This is a genomic window from Stenotrophomonas maltophilia complex sp. Om-AH-Sm3 (assembly GCF_059337855.1).
This window is the reverse complement of record NZ_JBYBLQ010000002.1, coordinates 68,544-85,167: the sequence shown is the minus strand read 5'-3', so window position 1 is coordinate 85,167 and position 16,624 is coordinate 68,544. Positions and strand designations below refer to the sequence as shown.

Sequence of the window (16,624 nt, the reverse complement as noted above, 5' to 3'; positions counted from 1 at the left end):
CCCTTGGGGCCGGGCAGGGTGTCGGGCGAATTATCGCCAAAAGTCAGCGGCGGCAAAGTGAAACAGGTCGCCCTGCAGCCAAAAAAAAACCTGCCGCAGCGGGCGGCAGGTTCTTTTCAATGCAATGCCGTGGATCAGCGCTTCATCGAACCGAAGAACTCGTCGTTGGACTTGGTGTTCTTCATCTTGTCGAGCAGGAATTCCATCGCGGCCATTTCATCCATCGGATGCAGCAGCTTGCGCAGGATCCAGATCTTCTGCAGCAGCTCCGGTTCGATCAGCAGGTCTTCGCGGCGGGTACCGGAACGGTTGATGTCGATGGCCGGGAACACGCGCTTTTCAGCGATACGACGGCTCAGGTGCACTTCGCTGTTGCCGGTGCCCTTGAACTCTTCGTAGATCACCTCGTCCATCTTCGAGCCGGTGTCGACCAGCGCGGTGGCGATGATGGTCAGGCTGCCGCCTTCTTCCACGTTGCGCGCGGCACCGAAGAAGCGCTTCGGGCGGTGCAGGGCGTTGGCGTCCACACCACCGGTCAGCACCTTGCCCGAGCTCGGCACCACGTTGTTGTAGGCCCGGGCCAGGCGGGTGATCGAGTCGAGCAGGATCACCACATCCTTCTTGTGCTCGACCAGGCGCTTGGCGCGCTCGATGACCATTTCCGCCACCTGCACGTGGCGCGCGGCCGGCTCGTCGAAGGTCGAGCTGATGACTTCGCCGCGCACGGTGCGCTGCATTTCGGTCACTTCTTCCGGGCGCTCGTCGATCAGCAGCACGATCAGGTGCACGTCCGGATGGTTGGTGGTGATGGCGGTGGCGACCTGCTGCATCATCATCGTCTTGCCGGCTTTCGGCTGCGACACGATGAGCGAGCGCTGGCCCTTGCCCTGCGGCGCCATCAGGTCGAGGATGCGGCCGGTGATGTCTTCCGACGAACCGTTGCCACGCTCCAGGGTGAAGCGGCGGCGCGGGAACAGTGCGGTCAGGTTCTCGAACAGCACCTTGTTCTTCGACGCTTCGATCGGCTCGCCGTTGATGGTGTCGACGATGTTCAGCGCGAAGTAGCGCTCGCCGTCCTTCGGGAAGCGGATGCGGCCGGAGATGTGGTCGCCGGTGCGCAGGTTGAAGCGGCGGATCTGGCTGGGCGAGATGTAGGTGTCGTCCGGTCCGGCCAGATAGCTGGCTTCGGCCGCGCGCAGGAAACCGAAGCCATCCGGCAGGATTTCCAGCACACCGTCGGCGGCGACGCCGTCACCGTGGCGGGTCAGCACTTTCAGCAGGGCGAAGATCACGTCCTGCTTGCGGGCACGGGCCACGCCTTCGGAGATCTGCAGCTGCTCGGCGATTTCCAGCAGCTTCTGTGCCGGCATGCGCTTGAGGTCGCTCAGCGAGTAGACCGGGAAGCCCTCGGGCACGTTGGCGTGCGGGCGCGGCACGAACGGCTGCTGTTCGCCGCCGTCATTGGACATGCCATCGTCGCGGAAGCGGTTGTTGCGGTCACGGTCGCGGCGGTTGCGGAAGCGGTCGCGTCGGTTGCCCTGACCTTGCCCCTGGCCCTGCTGGCCCTGCTGGCCGTTCTGGTTGTACGGGTTCTGGCCCTGGTTCTGGCCACCCCCCTGGTGATTCTGCTGCCGCGGCTGGCCGGATTCGCGGCCCTCGCCACCCTCGCCACCGCCACTGCTGGCAGGGGCCTCGGCGGCGGGCGCGCTCGGCGCAGGTGCTGCGGCCGGCGCCGGTGCTTCGGGCGCAGCTGCCAGCGGCAGGGTCGGCTGCGCCGGAGCGGCGCTGGTTTCTGCGGCTGCCGGGGCGGCGGCCTTGCTCACGCGGGGCTTGCGCACGCGCTTTTCGGCGGGCGCATCAGCGCTGCCGGTTTCGGAAGTGTTATCGGACAAGAGCGTTATTCCTCGCTTGACGGTGCGAGCGCCCGGCTGGGGCGGCGAACGTTGGGAATGGGTCTGGAAGAAACTGCGTCCAGAGGGTGCGGCACGCGAACGCGGCCGGATATGCCGACACTATCATCGGCCTGCGGCGCCATGCAAGGGTCGCCGGGAACAGCATTCATCATGGGCGTGGTGCGCCCGCCGGCAGCCGCGCTCGGCGGCTGCCGGAGACCGGCAGGATCAGGCCAGGGCCTTGTCCAGCAGGCCGGCCAGCTGGGCCTTGCCCACCGCACCGATCTGCTCGCCGACCTTCTCGCCATCCTTGAACACGACCAGGTACGGAATCGAACGCACGTGGTACTTCGCGGCCAGCGCACGGTTGTGGTCAACGTTGACCTTGGCGATCTTGGCGCGGCCCTGGTAGGCATCGGCCAGCTCGTCCAGCGCCGGGGCGATCATCTTGCAGGGGCCACACCACTCGGCCCAGAAATCGACCAGCACCGGTTCCTTGGAATTCAGCACTGCGCTATCAAAGTCGGCGTCGCCGACATGTACAACCTTGTCGCTCATCTTGGTTTCTCGTCTTGGATTGCACCCGGCCATGCCGGAGGTGGGTGAACTGGGCCTTGCCCGGTGGCGCGACCCTCGTCGTTGCCTCGCGGCGCACTGCCGCGGTGCGTTCGGCGGGATGCCTGGACGCTCACGGCCGGCAGTGTACCCCTATCGCGGGGCAGGGACAGGCGCCGGCTGGAACCCAGCGTATCGTGATCGCTTCGATGGCCGGTATGTGTCGGATTTCACTGTCTTCCTGAAGATGGGGCTGGCAGTCGGCGACACCAGCGCCCCGTGCGGGCCGTTCAAGTCCGGTGTGGCTGGGTGAAGGTGGTGTCTCTGCATGCCGTGAGACGCCGCATTCCGGTTTGCCTGCCCGAGTGCGGTAAACTGGGGCATTGCGCGGCGTGCGGACCAGGTGGTCCCTGCCTGCCAACCCGCCGCAGGGGCCGCAGTTGCGACGGTGCCCCCAGACGATGAAGTGCCAGCCGCCCCACGGGCCGGCGGCCATACCAAGACGGACTCATGAGCGACAAACCGCTGACCGATTTGACCTTCTCCTCCTTCGAGCTGCACCCGGCCCTGCAGGCCGGCCTTGAAGGAGCCGGATTCACCCGCTGCACCCCGATCCAGGCGCTGACCCTGCCGGTCGCGCTGCCCGGTGGTGATGTTGCCGGCCAGGCCCAGACCGGTACCGGCAAGACCCTGGCCTTCCTGGTGGCTGTCGTGAACCGCCTGCTGACCCGTCCGGCGCTGGCCGACCGCAAGCCGGAAGATCCCCGCGCCCTGATCCTCGCCCCGACCCGTGAGCTGGCCATCCAGATCCACAAGGATGCGGTGAAGTTCGGTTCCGACCTGGGCCTGCGTTTCGCGCTGGTCTACGGTGGCGTGGATTACGACAAGCAGCGCGAGCTGCTGCAGCAGGGCGTGGACGTGATCATCGCCACCCCGGGCCGCCTGATCGACTACGTCAAGCAGCACAAGGTGGTTTCGCTGCATGCCTGCGAGATCTGCGTGCTGGACGAAGCCGACCGCATGTTCGATCTGGGCTTCATCAAGGACATCCGCTTCCTGCTGCGCCGCATGCCGGAACGCACCATCCGCCAGACCCTGCTGTTCAGCGCCACCCTCAGCCATCGCGTGCTGGAGCTGGCCTACGAGCACATGAACGAGCCGCAGAAGCTGGTGGTCGAAGCCGAGACCATCACCGCTGCCCGCGTGCGCCAGCGCATCTACTTCCCGGCCGACGACGAGAAGATCCCGCTGCTGCTGGGCCTGCTGTCGCGCAGCGAAGGCGCGCGGACCATGGTGTTCGTCAACACCAAGGTCTTCGTCGAGCGCGTCGCCCGCTCGCTGGAAAAGGCCGGCTACCGTGTCGGCGTGCTGTCCGGCGATGTGCCGCAGAAGAAGCGCGAGAGCCTGCTCAACCGCTTCCAGAAGGGCCAGCTGGAAATCCTGGTGGCCACCGACGTGGCCGCGCGTGGCCTGCACATCGATGGCATCAAGTACGTCTACAACTACGACCTGCCGTTCGATGCCGAAGACTACGTGCACCGCATCGGCCGTACCGCGCGCCTGGGTGAAGAAGGTGATGCGATCAGCTTCGCCTGCGAACGCTACGCGATGGGCCTGCCGGACATCGAGGCCTACATCGAGCAGAAGATTCCCTCCGAGCCGGTCACCAAGGAACTGCTGACGCCGCTGCCGCGCCCGGAACGCCCGGCGCCGGCTGCAGGCGAGGAAGGCGAGGACAACGAAAGCGTCGGCCAGATCTTCCGTGAAGCGCGCGAAGCCCGCGCCGCCGAAGAAGAGCGTCGGGGTGGCGGCCGCAGTGGCGGTCGTTCCGGCAGTGGTGGTGGTCGTGGTGGCCGTGACGGCGAGCGCAGCGGCGAGCGCCGTTCGCGCGGCCCGCGCAAGCCGCGCGTGGAAGGCGAGCAGGGGGCTGCCGCCCCGGTCGCCGGTGCTGAAGGCGCCGCTGCCCAGGCCCCGCGTCCACCGCGTCCGCCGCGCGCCGAAGGTGCACCGGACGCTGCCGTGGATGGTGAACACAAGCCGCGCAAGCGCCGTCGTCGTCGCCACGGCCGTCCGGTCGAGGGTGCAGAGGGTGTGCAGGCCAACGCCGGCAACGGCGCCAGCCCGGTCACCCCGGTGCAGGTGGTGGCCAAGCCGGTGCGTACCGCCGCCGATACCGGTGACTCGTTCCTGACCCGCATCGGCCGCAAGATCCGCCGGATGCTGTCGGGCAGCTGATCGGCGCTGCCGATCAGCGGGTAGCACCCGACCGTTGGTCGGGTGGCTTTGAAAGGTGTGCCGACCAACGGTCGGCACCCACCAGGCGGGGCCGGTGGCACCCACCATCTCCACGCCGTCGCGCCGGTCCTGCATAATCGGGGCATGAGTGTCCTGCGCTTCGACAATGTCAGCAAACAGTACGCCGGTGGCCACGAGGCGCTGACCGATGTCAGCTTCGAGGTCGCGCCGGGCGAGATGCTGTTCGTCACCGGCCATTCCGGTGCGGGTAAAAGTACGCTGCTCAAGTTGATCCACCTCGACGAGCGGCCCAGCCGCGGCGCGGTGGTGTTCGACGAGCGCAACCTGCTGAAGGTGCGCGGCGGCGACGTGCCGCGCCACCGACGCGCGGTGGGGGCGGTCTACCAGGACCACCGCCTGCTGATGGATCGCTCGATTGCCGAGAACGTGGCGCTGCCGCTGATCCTGCGTGGTACCCGCCGGGGCGACATCAACAAGCGCGTGCGTTCAGTGCTCGAGCGCATGGGCCTGGGCCATCGTGAGAAAGCACTGCCCTCGCAGTTGTCGGCCGGCGAGCAGCAGCGCGTCGGCATCGCCCGCGCCATCGTCGGCGAGCCCAAGCTGCTGGTGGCCGATGAGCCGACCGGCAATCTCGACCCGACCCTGGCAGCGGAGATCATGGCCCTGTTCGCCGAGCTGCCCTCGCGCGGTACCAGCGTGCTGGTGGTCAGCCACGACCTGCCGCTGCTGCGCCGCATGCGCAAGCGCGTATTGATCCTCGACCACGGCCGGCTGGTGGATGACATCTCGCCGCAGGACCTGGCGGAGTAACCGATGGCGAAGAACGAAAACAGCGAAGCCGCCGCCCCGTCGCGCGTGGGCGTCTGGTTCCAGCACCACGTGCACAGCGTGGTGTTCAGCCTGGGCCGCGCCTGCCGCAAGCCGTGGGCGACCCTGCTGACCGTGATGGTCATGGCGCTGGCCCTGGCGTTGCCGCTGGGGCTGTCGATCGCGCTGGACAACCTCAAGCAGTTCGCCGGCAGCGTGCAGCAGTCGCGCGACATCAACGTGTTCCTGAAGAGCAACGTCGATGGTCCCGGTGCGCTTCGCCTGGCCGGCCAGCTGCGCGACCGCGATGATGTGGCCGGAGTGAATGTGCGCACACCCGAGCAGGGCCTGCAGGAACTGCGCGATGCCGGCCTCGGTGAGGCGATCGATGCGCTCAACGACAATCCGTTGCCCTCGCTGCTGGTGATCACCCCGGGCCAGGGCAAGGACGACGCACGTCTGGCACGCGCGCTGGAAAGCCTGCCCGAGGCCGATCTGGTGCAGCACGATGCGCTGTGGCGCCAGCGCCTGGACGCCTGGCTGGCGTTCGGTGCACGTCTGGTGCAGGTGCTGTCGGTGCTGCTCGGCGTGGGCGCCGCGCTGGTGGTCGGCAACACGGTGCGCCTTGACATCCAGGCCCGTCGCGAAGAGATCGGCGTGCTGCAGCTGCTCGGCGCGAGCGATGGCTTCATCCGCCGCCCGTTCCTGTACCTGGGCGCGTGGTACGGGCTGGGCGCCGGCGCGGTAGCGCTGGCCCTGATCGGCGCCGCCGGTGCCGCCCTGCGCGTGCCGCTGGCCGAACTCTCGCGCAGCTACGGCAGCCCGTTCGTGCTGCATGGCCTGGACCTGCTGCACGGCGGCCTGGTCCTGGTCGGCACGCTGCTGCTGGGCTGGCTGGGCGCCTGGCTGGTAACCGGCCACTTCCTCCGCCAGACCCGCCCGACCGACACCTGAGACCGGCATGCAACCGCAAGCGCTGAAGCACCTTGAAGGGCCCGCGACGCGGGTGATGGTGGTCGATGGCTCGAAGCTGGTCCGCAAGCTGATCGCCGACGTCCTGCAGCGCGACCTGCCGGGCGTGGAGGTGATTGGCTGCGACAGCATCGAAGACGCGCAGCAGGCGCTGGCGCAGGGCCCGGTGGACCTGGTGACGACCTCGCTGACCCTGCGTGACGGCGACGGCCTGGCGCTGGCGCGCATGGTCCGCGAAGCGGCCGGACAGGCCTATGTGCCGGTGATCGTGGTTTCCGGCGACGCCCAGCAGCACCTGGAGCAGCGCCGCTTCACCGAGTACGTCACCGACTATTTCGACAAATCCCTGGGCCATGAAGCGCTGGCGACCTTCATCCGTGGCTATGTGCAGCCGCAGACCATCCCCGGCGCCACCATCCTCTATATCGAGGACAGCCGCGTAGTGGCCGAGGCCACCAAGCGCATGCTCGAGCGGCAGCAGTTGAACGTGCTGCACGTGGTCAGCGCCGAAGAGGCATTCACCCTGCTCACTGCCGAGTCGCTGGGCCGCAGCCGCCACCGCATCGACCTGGTGCTGACCGATGTCACCCTGAAGGGCGAACTGAGCGGGCGCGACGTGGTGCAGCGCGTGCGCGTGGACTTTGGTTACGGCAAGCGCCGCCTGCCGGTGCTGGTGATGACCGGTGACGGCAACCCGCACAACCAGACCGGGCTGCTGCAGTCCGGTGCCAATGACCTGGTGCTCAAGCCGATCGAAGAGCGGCTGCTGGTCACCAAGGTGCTGTTCCAGCTGCGCCTGGCCCGATTGAACGATGGACCCCTGATTCGATGATGGATGAAGTAGCCGACACCCCGACGATCCAGCTGGAACCGAGCTGGAAGCAGCATGTCGGCGATTACCTGCTGCAGCCGCAGATGCGCGAGCTGTCCAGCTTCCTGCGCCAGCGCAAGGCCAGTGGCGCGGCGGTGTTCCCGCCCGGCCCGCAGATCTTCGCCGCGTTCGACGCCACGCCGTTCGAGCAGGTGAAGGTGGTGATCCTCGGGCAGGACCCGTATCACGGCCGCGGCCAGGCGCATGGCCTGAGTTTCTCGGTGCCGCCGGGCGTGCCGGTGCCGCCGTCGCTGCTGAACATCTACAAGGAGATCGAGAGCGATCTCGGCATCCCGCGCCCGGACCACGGCTGCCTGATTCCGTGGGCGCAACGTGGGGTGCTGCTGCTCAATGCCGTGCTGACGGTGGAAGAGGGCAAGGCTGGTGCCCACCAGGGGCGTGGCTGGGAGGGCTTCACCGATCACGTGGTGGACGTGCTCAACCGCGAACGCGAAGGCCTGGTGTTCATGCTGTGGGGCGCCTATGCGCAGCAGAAGGGCAAGGTCATCGACACCCGTCGCCATCGCGTGCTGAAGTCGCCGCACCCGTCGCCGCTGTCGGCCCATCGTGGCTTCCTCGGCTGCCGGCATTTCTCGATGGCCAACGAGTACCTGCAGCGCCGCGGCCAGGCCCCGATCGACTGGTCGCTGCCGCCGCGTTCGGCGCTCTGAGCACCGTCGGGCTGCTGGGCCTGAACACCGGGCAACGTCTCCGGGCCTGAATGGGTCTGCAGAACGGCCCGTTCAGCTCCGCTTGACTGAAATCGGCCGGTTTCTGCCAGGTAATTGCTTGAATTCCAAGGGATTGTGAATCCCGAAAAGCATGCTCGCCACTGTCATCAAATCGCGCTACGGTAGGGCTCTGTTTGGGACCAGTGTTGCATCAATAGGATGCTGGAACTTTTTCCTCCTTTAGCAGTCCAAATCCCGGACTGCTAAGATGGGTGCCTATGAGCCAGAACACCTCTACTGCCCTTGTGGCAAACAATCTCCCGATTCCCAGTGCGCTCGGTTCGCTGGACGCCTACATCGGTGCCGTGCACCAGATCCCGGTGCTGTCGGTCGATGACGAACAGGACCTGGCCCGTCGCTTCCGCGACGGCAACGATCTGGACGCCGCCCGCGAGCTGGTGCATTCGCACCTGCGCTTCGTGGTGCACGTGGCCCGCGGCTACAACGGCTACGGCCTCGCGCTGGGCGACCTGATCCAGGAAGGCAACATCGGCCTGATGAAGGCGGTCAAGCGCTTCGACCCGGACATGGGCGTGCGCCTGGTCTCCTTCGCCGTGCACTGGATCCGTGCCGAAATGCACGAGTTCATCCTGAAGAACTGGCGCATCGTGAAGGTCGCCACCACCAAGGCGCAGCGCAAGCTCTTCTTCAACCTGCGCAAGTCGAAGACGCGCCTGGGCTGGATGAACGCGGCTGAAGTCAGCGCGGTGGCCAAGGACCTGAACGTGTCCGAGCGCGAGGTCATGGAAATGGAGTCGCGCCTGTCCGGTCGCGATATCGGTTTCGATGCGCCGACCGACGAGGACAACGAGCACGCCCCGCCGTCGCCGGCTGCGTTCCTGGTTGCCGATGACGAAGACCCGTCGATGGCCTACGAGCGCGAGGACAGCGAAGACAACCAGATGCAGCTGCTGCGCGAAGGCCTGGCCGAACTGGATGCGCGTTCGCGCGACATCATCCGTCGTCGCTGGCTGGATGCCGACAGCAAGGTGACGCTGCAGGAGCTGGCCGACGAGTACGGCGTGTCGGCCGAGCGCATCCGCCAGGTCGAGGCGAACGCGCTGAAGAAGATGAAGGCGCTGTTCACCGCGTAAGGCGGGATGGCGTTGGAATGAAGAAAGGCCCGGCATTGCCGGGCCTTTTTGTTTTTTGCGGCGTTCTCATCCACGCATGGCGTGGATCTACCCAGTGTCAGTAGAGCCACGCCACGCGTGGCTGCGGCACGGCGGTCACTCTTCGCGTGCGATCGCGCGCCAGCCGATGTCGGTGCGGTGGAACGCGTTGGCCCAGCTCACCTTGGCCACGCCGGCATAGGCCTTCGTCTGCGCATCACGCACGCTGTCGCCCAGTGCCGCCACGCACAGCACGCGGCCACCGGCACTGACCACCTGGCCCTGCGCATCCAATGCCGTACCGGCATGGAACACCTTGGCGCTGGCCGGCACGTCGCCGAGGCCGGAAATCACATCACCGGTGATCGGCGATTCCGGATACGGCCGGGCGGCCATCACTACGCCCAGCGACGGGCGCGGGTCCCAATGCGCTTCCACCTGGTCCAGCCGGCCGTCGATGGCCGCTTCGACCAGTTCGACCAGATCGGACTGCAGGCGCAGCATCACCGGCTGGGTTTCCGGATCGCCGAAGCGCACGTTGAATTCGATCACCTTCGGCGCGCCGCTGGCATCGATCATCAGGCCGGCGTAGAGGAAACCGGTGAACGGGATGCCGTCGGCGATCATGCCCTGCACGGTCGGGTTCACCACTTCGCGCATCACGCGTGCATGCACCTCCGGCGTCACTACCGGCGCCGGCGAGTACGCGCCCATGCCACCCGTGTTGGGGCCGGTGTCGCCGTCGCCGACGCGCTTGTGGTCTTGCGAGGTGGCCATCGGCAGCGCATGCACGCCGTCCACCATCGAAATGAAGCTGGCTTCCTCGCCATCGAGGAATTCCTCGATCACTACGCGGGCGCCGGCATCGCCGAACGCGTTGCCGGAGAGCATGTCACGCACCGCGTCTTCGGCCTCGGCCAACGTCATTGCGACGATCACGCCCTTGCCGGCGGCCAGGCCATCGGCCTTGACCACGATCGGTGCACCCTTCTCGCGGATGTAGGCCAGGGCAGCGTCCACGTCGGTGTGCACGGCATAGAACGCGGTGGGGATGTTGTGGCGAGCCAGGAAGTCCTTGGCGTAGGCCTTGCTGCCTTCCAGCTGCGCGGCGGCGGCGGTCGGCCCGAAGGTGCGCAGGCCGGCGGCGCGGAAGCGGTCGACCACGCCGGCCACCAGCGGTACTTCCGGGCCGACCACGGTCAACGCCACGCCTTCGGCCTGGGCCAGCGCCAGCAGGCCGTCGATATCGGTCACCTTCACCGCCACGTTGCGGCACTTGTCTTCGCTGGCGGTACCGGCGTTGCCGGGCGCCACGATCACGTCGGTGACACGGGAGGACTGGGCCAGCTTCCATGCCAGGGCGTGTTCGCGGCCGCCGGAGCCGATGACGAGGATCTTCATGGGACAGGGTTCTCGGATACGGAAAAGAAAAGCCGGGCAGGGCCCGGCTTGGTGATGCGGATCAGTGGCGGAAGTGGCGCACGCCGGTGAACACCATGGCCAGGCCATGTTCGTCGGCGGCGGCGATCACTTCGGCATCGCGCATCGAACCGCCCGGCTGGATGACCGCCTTGATGCCGGCGGCAGCGGCGGCATCGATGCCGTCGCGGAACGGGAAGAACGCATCGGAGGCCATCACCGAACCCTCGACCACCAGGTTCGCGTCGGCGGCCTTGATGCCGGCGATGCGGGCCGAGTACACGCGGCTCATCTGGCCGGCGCCGACACCGATGGTGCGGTTGTCCTTGGCATAGACGATCGCGTTGGACTTCACGAACTTGGCCACCTTCCAGGCAAACAGCAGGTCGCTGAACTGCTTGTCGGTCGGCGCCAGCTTGCTGACCACCTTCAGCTCGTCGCGGGTCATGCCGCGGTTGTCCGACGACTGCAGCAGCAGGCCCGAGCCGACGCGCTTGCTGTCGAAGTTGTTCAGGCCGTCGCCATGCGGGATGCGCAGCACGCGTACGTTGGCCTTCTTCTGCGCGTATTCCAGCGCGGCCGGCTCGTAGTCCGGGGCAATCAGCACTTCCACGAACTGGCGGTCCAGGATCACCTTGGCGGTGGCGGTGTCCAGCGGCTTGTTGAAGGCGATGATGCCGCCGAAGGCGCTGGTCGGGTCGGTGGCGTAGGCCAGCTCGTAGGCATCGCCGTTGCCGGCGCCGACGGCCACGCCGCACGGGTTGGCGTGCTTGACGATGACGCAGGCCGGCGCATCGAACTGGCGCACGCATTCCCACGCCGCATCGGCATCGGCCAGGTTGTTGTAGCTCAGCTCTTTGCCCTGCAGCTGCTGGAAGGTGGCCAGCGTGCCCGGCACCGGGTACAGGTCGCGGTAGAACGCGCCGCTCTGGTGCGGGTTCTCGCCGTAGCGCAGGTCCATCACCTTCACGAAGGTGGAGTTCATCTGCGCCGGGTATTCGGCACGGGCCGGCACGGCGGCGTCGGTGGCGGTGACCGCCGACAGGTAGTTGCTGATCGCCGCATCGTACTGGGCGACGCGGTTGAACGCGGCCACCGAGAACGCGAAGCGGGTGGCAGCCGTCAGCTGGCCGTTGTTGGCCTCCAGCGAGGCCAGCAGCTCGGGGTACTGCGACGGGTCGGTGGCCACTGCCACGCGGGCGAAGTTCTTGGCCGCCGAACGCAGCATGGCCGGGCCGCCGATGTCGATGTTCTCGACCGCGTCGGCCAGGGTGCAGTCGGCCTTGGCGGTGGCCGATTCGAACGGGTACAGGTTCAGCACCAGCAGGTCGATGGCGCCGATGCCGTGCTCGGCCATCACCGCGTCATCCAGGCCGGAGCGGCCCAGCAGGCCGCCGTGCACCATCGGGTGCAGGGTCTTGACCCGGCCGTCCATCATTTCCGGGAAACCGGTGACCTCGGCCACGTCCTTCACTGCCAGGCCCGCCTCGCGGATCGCCTTGGCGGTGCCGCCGGTGGACAGCAGCTCCACGCCGCGTGCCGCCAGCGCAGTGGCCAGCTCGACCAGACCGGTCTTGTCGGAAACGGAGAGGAGGGCCCGGCGGACGGGCAACAGATCAGCAGTCATGGGACAGAATCGGCAGCGGAGCGGGGCCGATATTGTAGGCGGTGGCGGCCGGTGGCGGGCGCTGGCGGTGGCAATCAACCCGCACCGATGGCCTGTGGCCGCCTTCAGCACCGTCTGGACGGGGGCGGTCCGCAATCAATTCGATGGGGCACGCTGCCCCAATCGGGTAGGCTGTGCGGGAACTGCCAAGGATCAGCGGGTTCGGATCGTGTCGATCTATGCATTGAAAGGACGTTTTCAGGACCTCCTGCGTCCGGCCGTACGCGGCCTGTACCGCATGGGGATCACCGCCAATGCGGTGACCGTGGCCGCTGCCGTGGTTTCGCTGCTGGTGGCCGGCGCCGTCTGGTGCTGCGCGCCGGCTCAGCCATGGCTGTACCTGCTGCTGCCGCTGTGGATGCTGCTGCGCATGGCGCTCAACGCGGTGGACGGCATGCTGGCCCGCGAATTCGGCCAGCAGTCGCGGCTGGGTGCCTATCTGAACGAATTGTGCGATGTGATCGCCGATGCGGCGCTGTACCTGAGCCTGCTCAGCGTGCCGGGCGTGCGCCCGGAGGCGCTGTGGCTGCTGGCCTGGACCGCGGCGCTGAGCGAATACGCCGGCGTGCTGGGGCTGATGGTCGGCGCCAGCCGCCGCTATGACGGCCCGATGGGCAAAAGCGACCGCGCCTTCGTGATCGGTGCGCTGGGCCTGCTGCTGGCGTTTGAGTGGGTTGGCGCGATGACGGTCACGGGGGTGGCCGCGGCCATGGCGGTGCTGTGCGTGCTGACGATGATCAACCGGGTCCGTCGCGGACTGCGGGAAACCGCAGTTTCGCCCAATTAATCAAGCAGATAGAAAAAGACAATCAGGAGATTGCATGCGTCAGGCGCAGGAACGGGAATTCCACAGCTTCGACCAGGTACCGCTGTTCTACCGGTACTGGGCGGGCACCACAGCCACCCCGGCCACCCGGGCTATCGTGCTGCTGCACCGCGGGCACGAGCACTCCGGGCGTGTTACCCATCTGGTCGATGAGCTGGACCTGCCTGACACCGCCTTCTTCGCCTGGGATGCGCGCGGCAATGGCCGTTCGCCGGGCGCGCGTGGCGATGCACCGGGCTTTCCGGCGCTGGTGCGCGACCTGGACAGCTTCATCGCCCACATCGGCGCCGAGCATGGCATCGCGGTGGAAGACATCGTGGTGATCGCGCAGAGCGTGGGTGCCGTGGTCGCCGCCACCTGGGTGCACGACTACGCGCCACGCCTGCGCGCGCTGGTGATGGCCTCCCCGGCGTTCAAGGTGAAGCTGTACGTGCCGTTCGCACGCCCGGGCCTGGCCTTGATGCAGAAGCTGCGCGGCAACTTCTTCGTCAACAGTTACGTCAAGCCGCAATGGCTGACCCACGATCCGGCGCGGGTGGAAAGCTACCGCACCGATCCACTGATCACCCGGCCAATCTCGGTGCGGGTGCTGCTGGGCCTGTACGAGGCGGCCGATCGCATCGTCGCCGATGCGCAGGCCATCAGCGTGCCGGTGCAGTTGCTGGTGTCCGGCTCGGACTTCGTCGTGCACCGTGGCCCGCAGGACCGCTTCTACGAGCGCCTGTCCAGCCCGATCAAGGAGCGCGTGCATCTGCCGGGCTTCTTCCACGACACGCTGGGCGAGCGTGATCGGGCACCGGCACTGGCGCGCATCCGCAGCTTCATCCAGGCGCGTTTCGCCGAGCCGTTGCGCGAGCTGTCGCGCCGCGATGCGCACCGCCATGGGCCGACATTTGAAGAGTCTGAAATCCTGGCCTGGCCGCCCGAGCGCAACAGCCTGGCCGATCTTCGCTGGCGCGTGGTGCGCGGTGGCCTGCGCTTTGGCGGCAGACTGTCCGAAGGCATTGCACTGGGCCTGCAGACCGGTTTCGATTCGGGCAGCACGCTGGACTACATCTATCGCGACGAAGCACGCGGCAAGGGCCCGTTGGGTCGCCTGGTCGACCGCAACTACCTGGATGCGATCGGCTGGCGCGGCATCCGCATTCGCGGTCGGCACCTGCAGGAACTGCTGCGCGATGCCGCCCAACGCCTGCGCGGGCAGGGCATGCCGGTGCGCGTGCTGGACGTGGCCGCTGGCCATGGCCGTTATGTACTGGAAGCGCTGGGCCAGGGCGAGCAACGCGCCGAGCGCATCGTGCTGCGCGACTTCAGCGGTCTGAACGTGACCCAGGGCCAGGCGTTGATCGAGCGCCTCGGTGCGTCCGACATCGCCCGTTTCGAACAGGGCGATGCGTTCGATCCGGTGCAGCTGGCGCAGGTCGACCCGGCGCCGACGCTGGCGGTGGTATCGGGCCTGTACGAACTGTTCCCCGACAACGACGCCGTGCTGCGCTCGCTGCAGGGCATCGCCGCAACGGTGCCGATGGGTGGCTACCTGGCCTACACCGGCCAGCCCTGGCACCCGCAGCTGGAGTTCATCGCCCGCGCGCTGACCAGTCATCGTGGTGGCGCTGCTTGGGTGATGCGCCGCCGCACCCAGCAGGAAATGGATGAACTGGTGCGCCTGGCCGGGTTCGAGAAAGTGGCGCAGCGCATCGATGACTTCGGCATCTTCACTGTGTCGCTGGCACGCCGGACCGCGTGATGGCGACGCTGGCTGCAACTCCGCTTGCCACGGCGGGGCGCCCCTGGCGGCGCGCGCTGCTGTGGCTGGCCCTGCTGGGCCCGTTCTTCTTTGCCAGCTACGGCTTCGCCAACTGGATGGCCGGCCGCCACGCCGAACTGCCGGTGATGGCGTTCGGCTGGGAAACGCAGATTCCGTTCATGCCATGGACGATCGTGCCGTACTGGTCGATCGACCTGTTCTACGCGGTCTCGTTCTTCCTGTGCCGGCAGCGCCTCGAACTGGACCGGCACGCATTGCGGCTGTTCAGTGCACAGCTGATCGCCGTGAGCTGCTTCCTGCTGTGGCCGCTGCGCTTCAGCTTCGAGCGGCCGGAGATCGGCGGCGTGTTCGGTTGGCTGTTCGATGTGCTGCTGGGTTTCGACAAGCCGTTCAACCAGGCGCCATCGCTGCACATCGTGCTGCTGATCGTGCTGTGGGTGAAGTTCGCGCAGTACCTGCACGGTGCCTGGCGCTGGGTACTGCATGTGTGGGCGCTGCTGATCGGCGTCTCGGTATTGACCACGTTCCAGCATCATTTCATCGACGTCCCGACCGGGCTGCTGGCCGGCTGGCTGTGCGTGTGGCTGTGGCCGGAGCAGGGCACGCCACCGCTGCGGGCCTGGCGCATCGCGCGGCATGCCAAGCGGTGGCGATTGGCTGCGCTGTACCTGCTGGCGGCCGCCGTGCTGCTGGTGCCGGTGGTCCTGCTGCGGGGTACGGCGTTGTGGCTGCTGTGGCCGGTGGTGTCGCTGATGCTGGTGGCGCTGGCGTATGCCGGGCTGGGCACGGCGGTGTTCCAGAAGCGCGCCGATGGTCGCCTGACCATGGCGGCACGCTGGCTGCTGGCACCGTACCTGGGCGCCGCCTGGGTCAACTCGCGGCTGTGGACACGGCGTGCGCCGCAGCCGGTGCCGGTGCTGGACGGCGTGTGGCTGGGCCGGATTCCCTGCACGGTATTGCCGGCACCTTTGGTGGGCGTGGTCGATGCCTGCGCCGAGCTGTCCTGCTGCGCGCCGGGTGCGGCGTATCGCAGCGTGCCGATGCTGGACCTGGTGGTGCCCACGCCGGAGCAGCTGCGCGAGGCCGCCGAGGCCATCGAGCGTCTGCGGCCGCAGGGGCCGTTACTGGTGTGCTGTGCACTGGGCTATTCGCGCAGTGCCGCCAGCGTGGCGACGTGGCTGCTGCGCACGGGCCGTGCCGCGGAAGTCGGCGCGGCGGTCGCCATCGTGCGTGCGGCACGCCCCGGCATCGTGCTGGGCCCGGAGCATCTGCAAGCCATCACCGCAGCGGCTGGAGCGCGTGCATGAGTGCCGTTCCCGATCTGGCGACCATGCAACTGCTGCTGCGCCAGGGACGCTGGCCCGCGCTGCTGTCGCTGGGGCTGCTGCTGGTGGCGCTGCTACTGCTGGGCATCGAAGCGGGGTTGGCGATGATCGCCGCCGGGCTGTTGCTGCTCAGTGTGGGCGCTGGGCTCGTGCAGGCCTACCATGCATGGCGGGTCGGGCTGGACGCGAGCCTGCTGCAGCTGTTGCGCGATGAAGGCCTGGAAGGCGAAGCCGCTGCACGCCGTACCGACCAGTTGCTGCAGGACAGTGGCCTGCGCCGCACACCGGCCGATGCGCCGCTGCGCGGCTGGGACGTGCGTTGGGCCGGCATGCGCCGGCTGCTGCTGTGCCAGTACCTGCTGACGGCAGTGCAGGCCGCACTACTGGTACTGGCCGTAGTGTGGCCGCAGACGTGAACGGGAGG

The 16,624-nt window shown here is 67.5% G+C and carries 14 protein-coding genes; 10 read left to right on the top strand and 4 right to left on the bottom strand.

What is annotated here, in order from left to right:
- Positions 1 to 134: 134 nt before the first annotated feature.
- Together rho and trxA are read right to left on the bottom strand one after the other, a co-directional pair.
- Positions 135 to 1,892, bottom strand: coding sequence for a transcription termination factor Rho (gene rho / locus AC10QF_RS03075; RefSeq protein ID WP_049441105.1), 1,758 nt, complete (start codon positions 1,890 to 1,892; stop codon positions 135 to 137).
- A 228-nt stretch (positions 1,893 to 2,120) separates the two neighbouring features.
- Positions 2,121 to 2,450: a thioredoxin gene (trxA, locus tag AC10QF_RS03070; RefSeq protein ID WP_005411275.1), complete on the bottom strand. Its 330-nt coding sequence runs from the start codon at positions 2,448 to 2,450 to the stop codon at positions 2,121 to 2,123.
- 507 nt (positions 2,451 to 2,957) lie between these two features.
- Here trxA and rhlB point away from each other — a divergent pair.
- From rhlB to rpoH, 6 genes are all read left to right on the top strand, one after another.
- Positions 2,958 to 4,682 carry an ATP-dependent RNA helicase RhlB gene (gene rhlB / locus AC10QF_RS03065; protein WP_494541720.1) on the top strand — a complete coding sequence of 575 codons (1,725 nt, stop codon included), beginning with the start codon at positions 2,958 to 2,960 and terminating at the stop codon, positions 4,680 to 4,682.
- A gap of 144 nt (positions 4,683 to 4,826) precedes the next feature.
- The gene (ftsE, locus tag AC10QF_RS03060) at positions 4,827 to 5,513 is read left to right on the top strand and encodes a cell division ATP-binding protein FtsE (protein ID WP_005419728.1); all 687 of its coding nucleotides are present in this window, start codon (positions 4,827 to 4,829) and stop codon (positions 5,511 to 5,513) included.
- Positions 5,514 to 5,516: 3 nt separating this feature from the next.
- Positions 5,517 to 6,464 carry a permease-like cell division protein FtsX gene (gene ftsX / locus AC10QF_RS03055; RefSeq protein ID WP_049441097.1) on the top strand — a complete coding sequence of 316 codons (948 nt, stop codon included), beginning with the start codon at positions 5,517 to 5,519 and terminating at the stop codon, positions 6,462 to 6,464.
- 7 nt (positions 6,465 to 6,471) lie between these two features.
- Positions 6,472 to 7,314 (top strand): response regulator, encoded by an 843-nt coding sequence (locus AC10QF_RS03050; RefSeq protein WP_005414663.1) that lies wholly within the window; start codon positions 6,472 to 6,474, stop codon positions 7,312 to 7,314.
- Positions 7,311 to 8,024 (top strand): uracil-DNA glycosylase, encoded by a 714-nt coding sequence (gene ung / locus AC10QF_RS03045; RefSeq protein WP_005419723.1) that lies wholly within the window; start codon positions 7,311 to 7,313, stop codon positions 8,022 to 8,024. Before AC10QF_RS03050 ends, ung begins: the two co-directional genes overlap by 4 nt.
- A gap of 278 nt (positions 8,025 to 8,302) precedes the next feature.
- Positions 8,303 to 9,178, top strand: a complete 876-nt coding sequence (rpoH, locus tag AC10QF_RS03040) for an RNA polymerase sigma factor RpoH (protein ID WP_005411269.1) — start codon at positions 8,303 to 8,305, stop codon at positions 9,176 to 9,178.
- 135 nt (positions 9,179 to 9,313) lie between these two features.
- Here rpoH and purD read toward each other — a convergent pair whose 3' ends face one another.
- Both purD and purH read right to left on the bottom strand, forming a co-directional pair.
- Complete coding sequence (gene purD / locus AC10QF_RS03035; protein WP_494541719.1) at positions 9,314 to 10,597, bottom strand: phosphoribosylamine--glycine ligase; 1,284 nt, start codon at positions 10,595 to 10,597, stop codon at positions 9,314 to 9,316.
- Between the two features lie 61 nt (positions 10,598 to 10,658).
- Complete coding sequence (gene purH, locus AC10QF_RS03030) at positions 10,659 to 12,242, bottom strand: bifunctional phosphoribosylaminoimidazolecarboxamide formyltransferase/IMP cyclohydrolase (RefSeq protein ID WP_494541718.1); 1,584 nt, start codon at positions 12,240 to 12,242, stop codon at positions 10,659 to 10,661.
- A gap of 208 nt (positions 12,243 to 12,450) precedes the next feature.
- On the opposite strand from purH, the gene AC10QF_RS03025 reads away from it, so the two are divergent.
- The 4 genes from AC10QF_RS03025 to AC10QF_RS03010 are packed head-to-tail and all read left to right on the top strand — an operon-like array spanning position 12,451 to position 16,616.
- The gene (locus tag AC10QF_RS03025) at positions 12,451 to 13,068 is read left to right on the top strand and encodes a CDP-alcohol phosphatidyltransferase family protein (RefSeq protein WP_099485488.1); all 618 of its coding nucleotides are present in this window, start codon (positions 12,451 to 12,453) and stop codon (positions 13,066 to 13,068) included.
- A gap of 34 nt (positions 13,069 to 13,102) precedes the next feature.
- The gene (locus AC10QF_RS03020; RefSeq protein ID WP_138952289.1) at positions 13,103 to 14,854 is read left to right on the top strand and encodes a bifunctional alpha/beta hydrolase/class I SAM-dependent methyltransferase; all 1,752 of its coding nucleotides are present in this window, start codon (positions 13,103 to 13,105) and stop codon (positions 14,852 to 14,854) included.
- Positions 14,854 to 16,182: a phosphatase PAP2/dual specificity phosphatase family protein gene (locus AC10QF_RS03015; protein WP_494541717.1), complete on the top strand. Its 1,329-nt coding sequence runs from the start codon at positions 14,854 to 14,856 to the stop codon at positions 16,180 to 16,182. Before AC10QF_RS03020 ends, AC10QF_RS03015 begins: the two co-directional genes overlap by 1 nt.
- On the top strand, positions 16,179 to 16,616 hold the full coding sequence (locus AC10QF_RS03010) for a hypothetical protein (RefSeq protein ID WP_111178164.1): 438 nt from the start codon (positions 16,179 to 16,181) through the stop codon (positions 16,614 to 16,616). The genes AC10QF_RS03015 and AC10QF_RS03010 overlap by 4 nt, the downstream gene beginning before the upstream one ends.
- Positions 16,617 to 16,624 lie beyond the last annotated feature (8 nt).

Bases quoted from the DNA above. Each gene is read 5' to 3' on its own strand.
- trxA (WP_005411275.1), bottom strand. From the start codon at position 2,450: ATGAGCGACAAGGTTGTACATGTCGGCGACGCCGACTTTGATAGCGCA.
- rhlB (WP_494541720.1), top strand. From the start codon at position 2,958: ATGAGCGACAAACCGCTGACCGATTTGACCTTCTCCTCCTTCGAGCTG.
- ftsE (WP_005419728.1), top strand. From the start codon at position 4,827: ATGAGTGTCCTGCGCTTCGACAATGTCAGCAAACAGTACGCCGGTGGC.
- ftsX (WP_049441097.1), top strand. From the start codon at position 5,517: ATGGCGAAGAACGAAAACAGCGAAGCCGCCGCCCCGTCGCGCGTGGGC.
- AC10QF_RS03050 (WP_005414663.1), top strand. From the start codon at position 6,472: ATGCAACCGCAAGCGCTGAAGCACCTTGAAGGGCCCGCGACGCGGGTG.
- ung (WP_005419723.1), top strand. From the start codon at position 7,311: ATGATGGATGAAGTAGCCGACACCCCGACGATCCAGCTGGAACCGAGC.
- rpoH (WP_005411269.1), top strand. From the start codon at position 8,303: ATGAGCCAGAACACCTCTACTGCCCTTGTGGCAAACAATCTCCCGATT.
- purD (WP_494541719.1), bottom strand. From the start codon at position 10,597: ATGAAGATCCTCGTCATCGGCTCCGGCGGCCGCGAACACGCCCTGGCA.
- purH (WP_494541718.1), bottom strand. From the start codon at position 12,242: ATGACTGCTGATCTGTTGCCCGTCCGCCGGGCCCTCCTCTCCGTTTCC.
- AC10QF_RS03020 (WP_138952289.1), top strand. From the start codon at position 13,103: ATGCGTCAGGCGCAGGAACGGGAATTCCACAGCTTCGACCAGGTACCG.
- AC10QF_RS03015 (WP_494541717.1), top strand. From the start codon at position 14,854: ATGGCGACGCTGGCTGCAACTCCGCTTGCCACGGCGGGGCGCCCCTGG.
- AC10QF_RS03010 (WP_111178164.1), top strand. From the start codon at position 16,179: ATGAGTGCCGTTCCCGATCTGGCGACCATGCAACTGCTGCTGCGCCAG.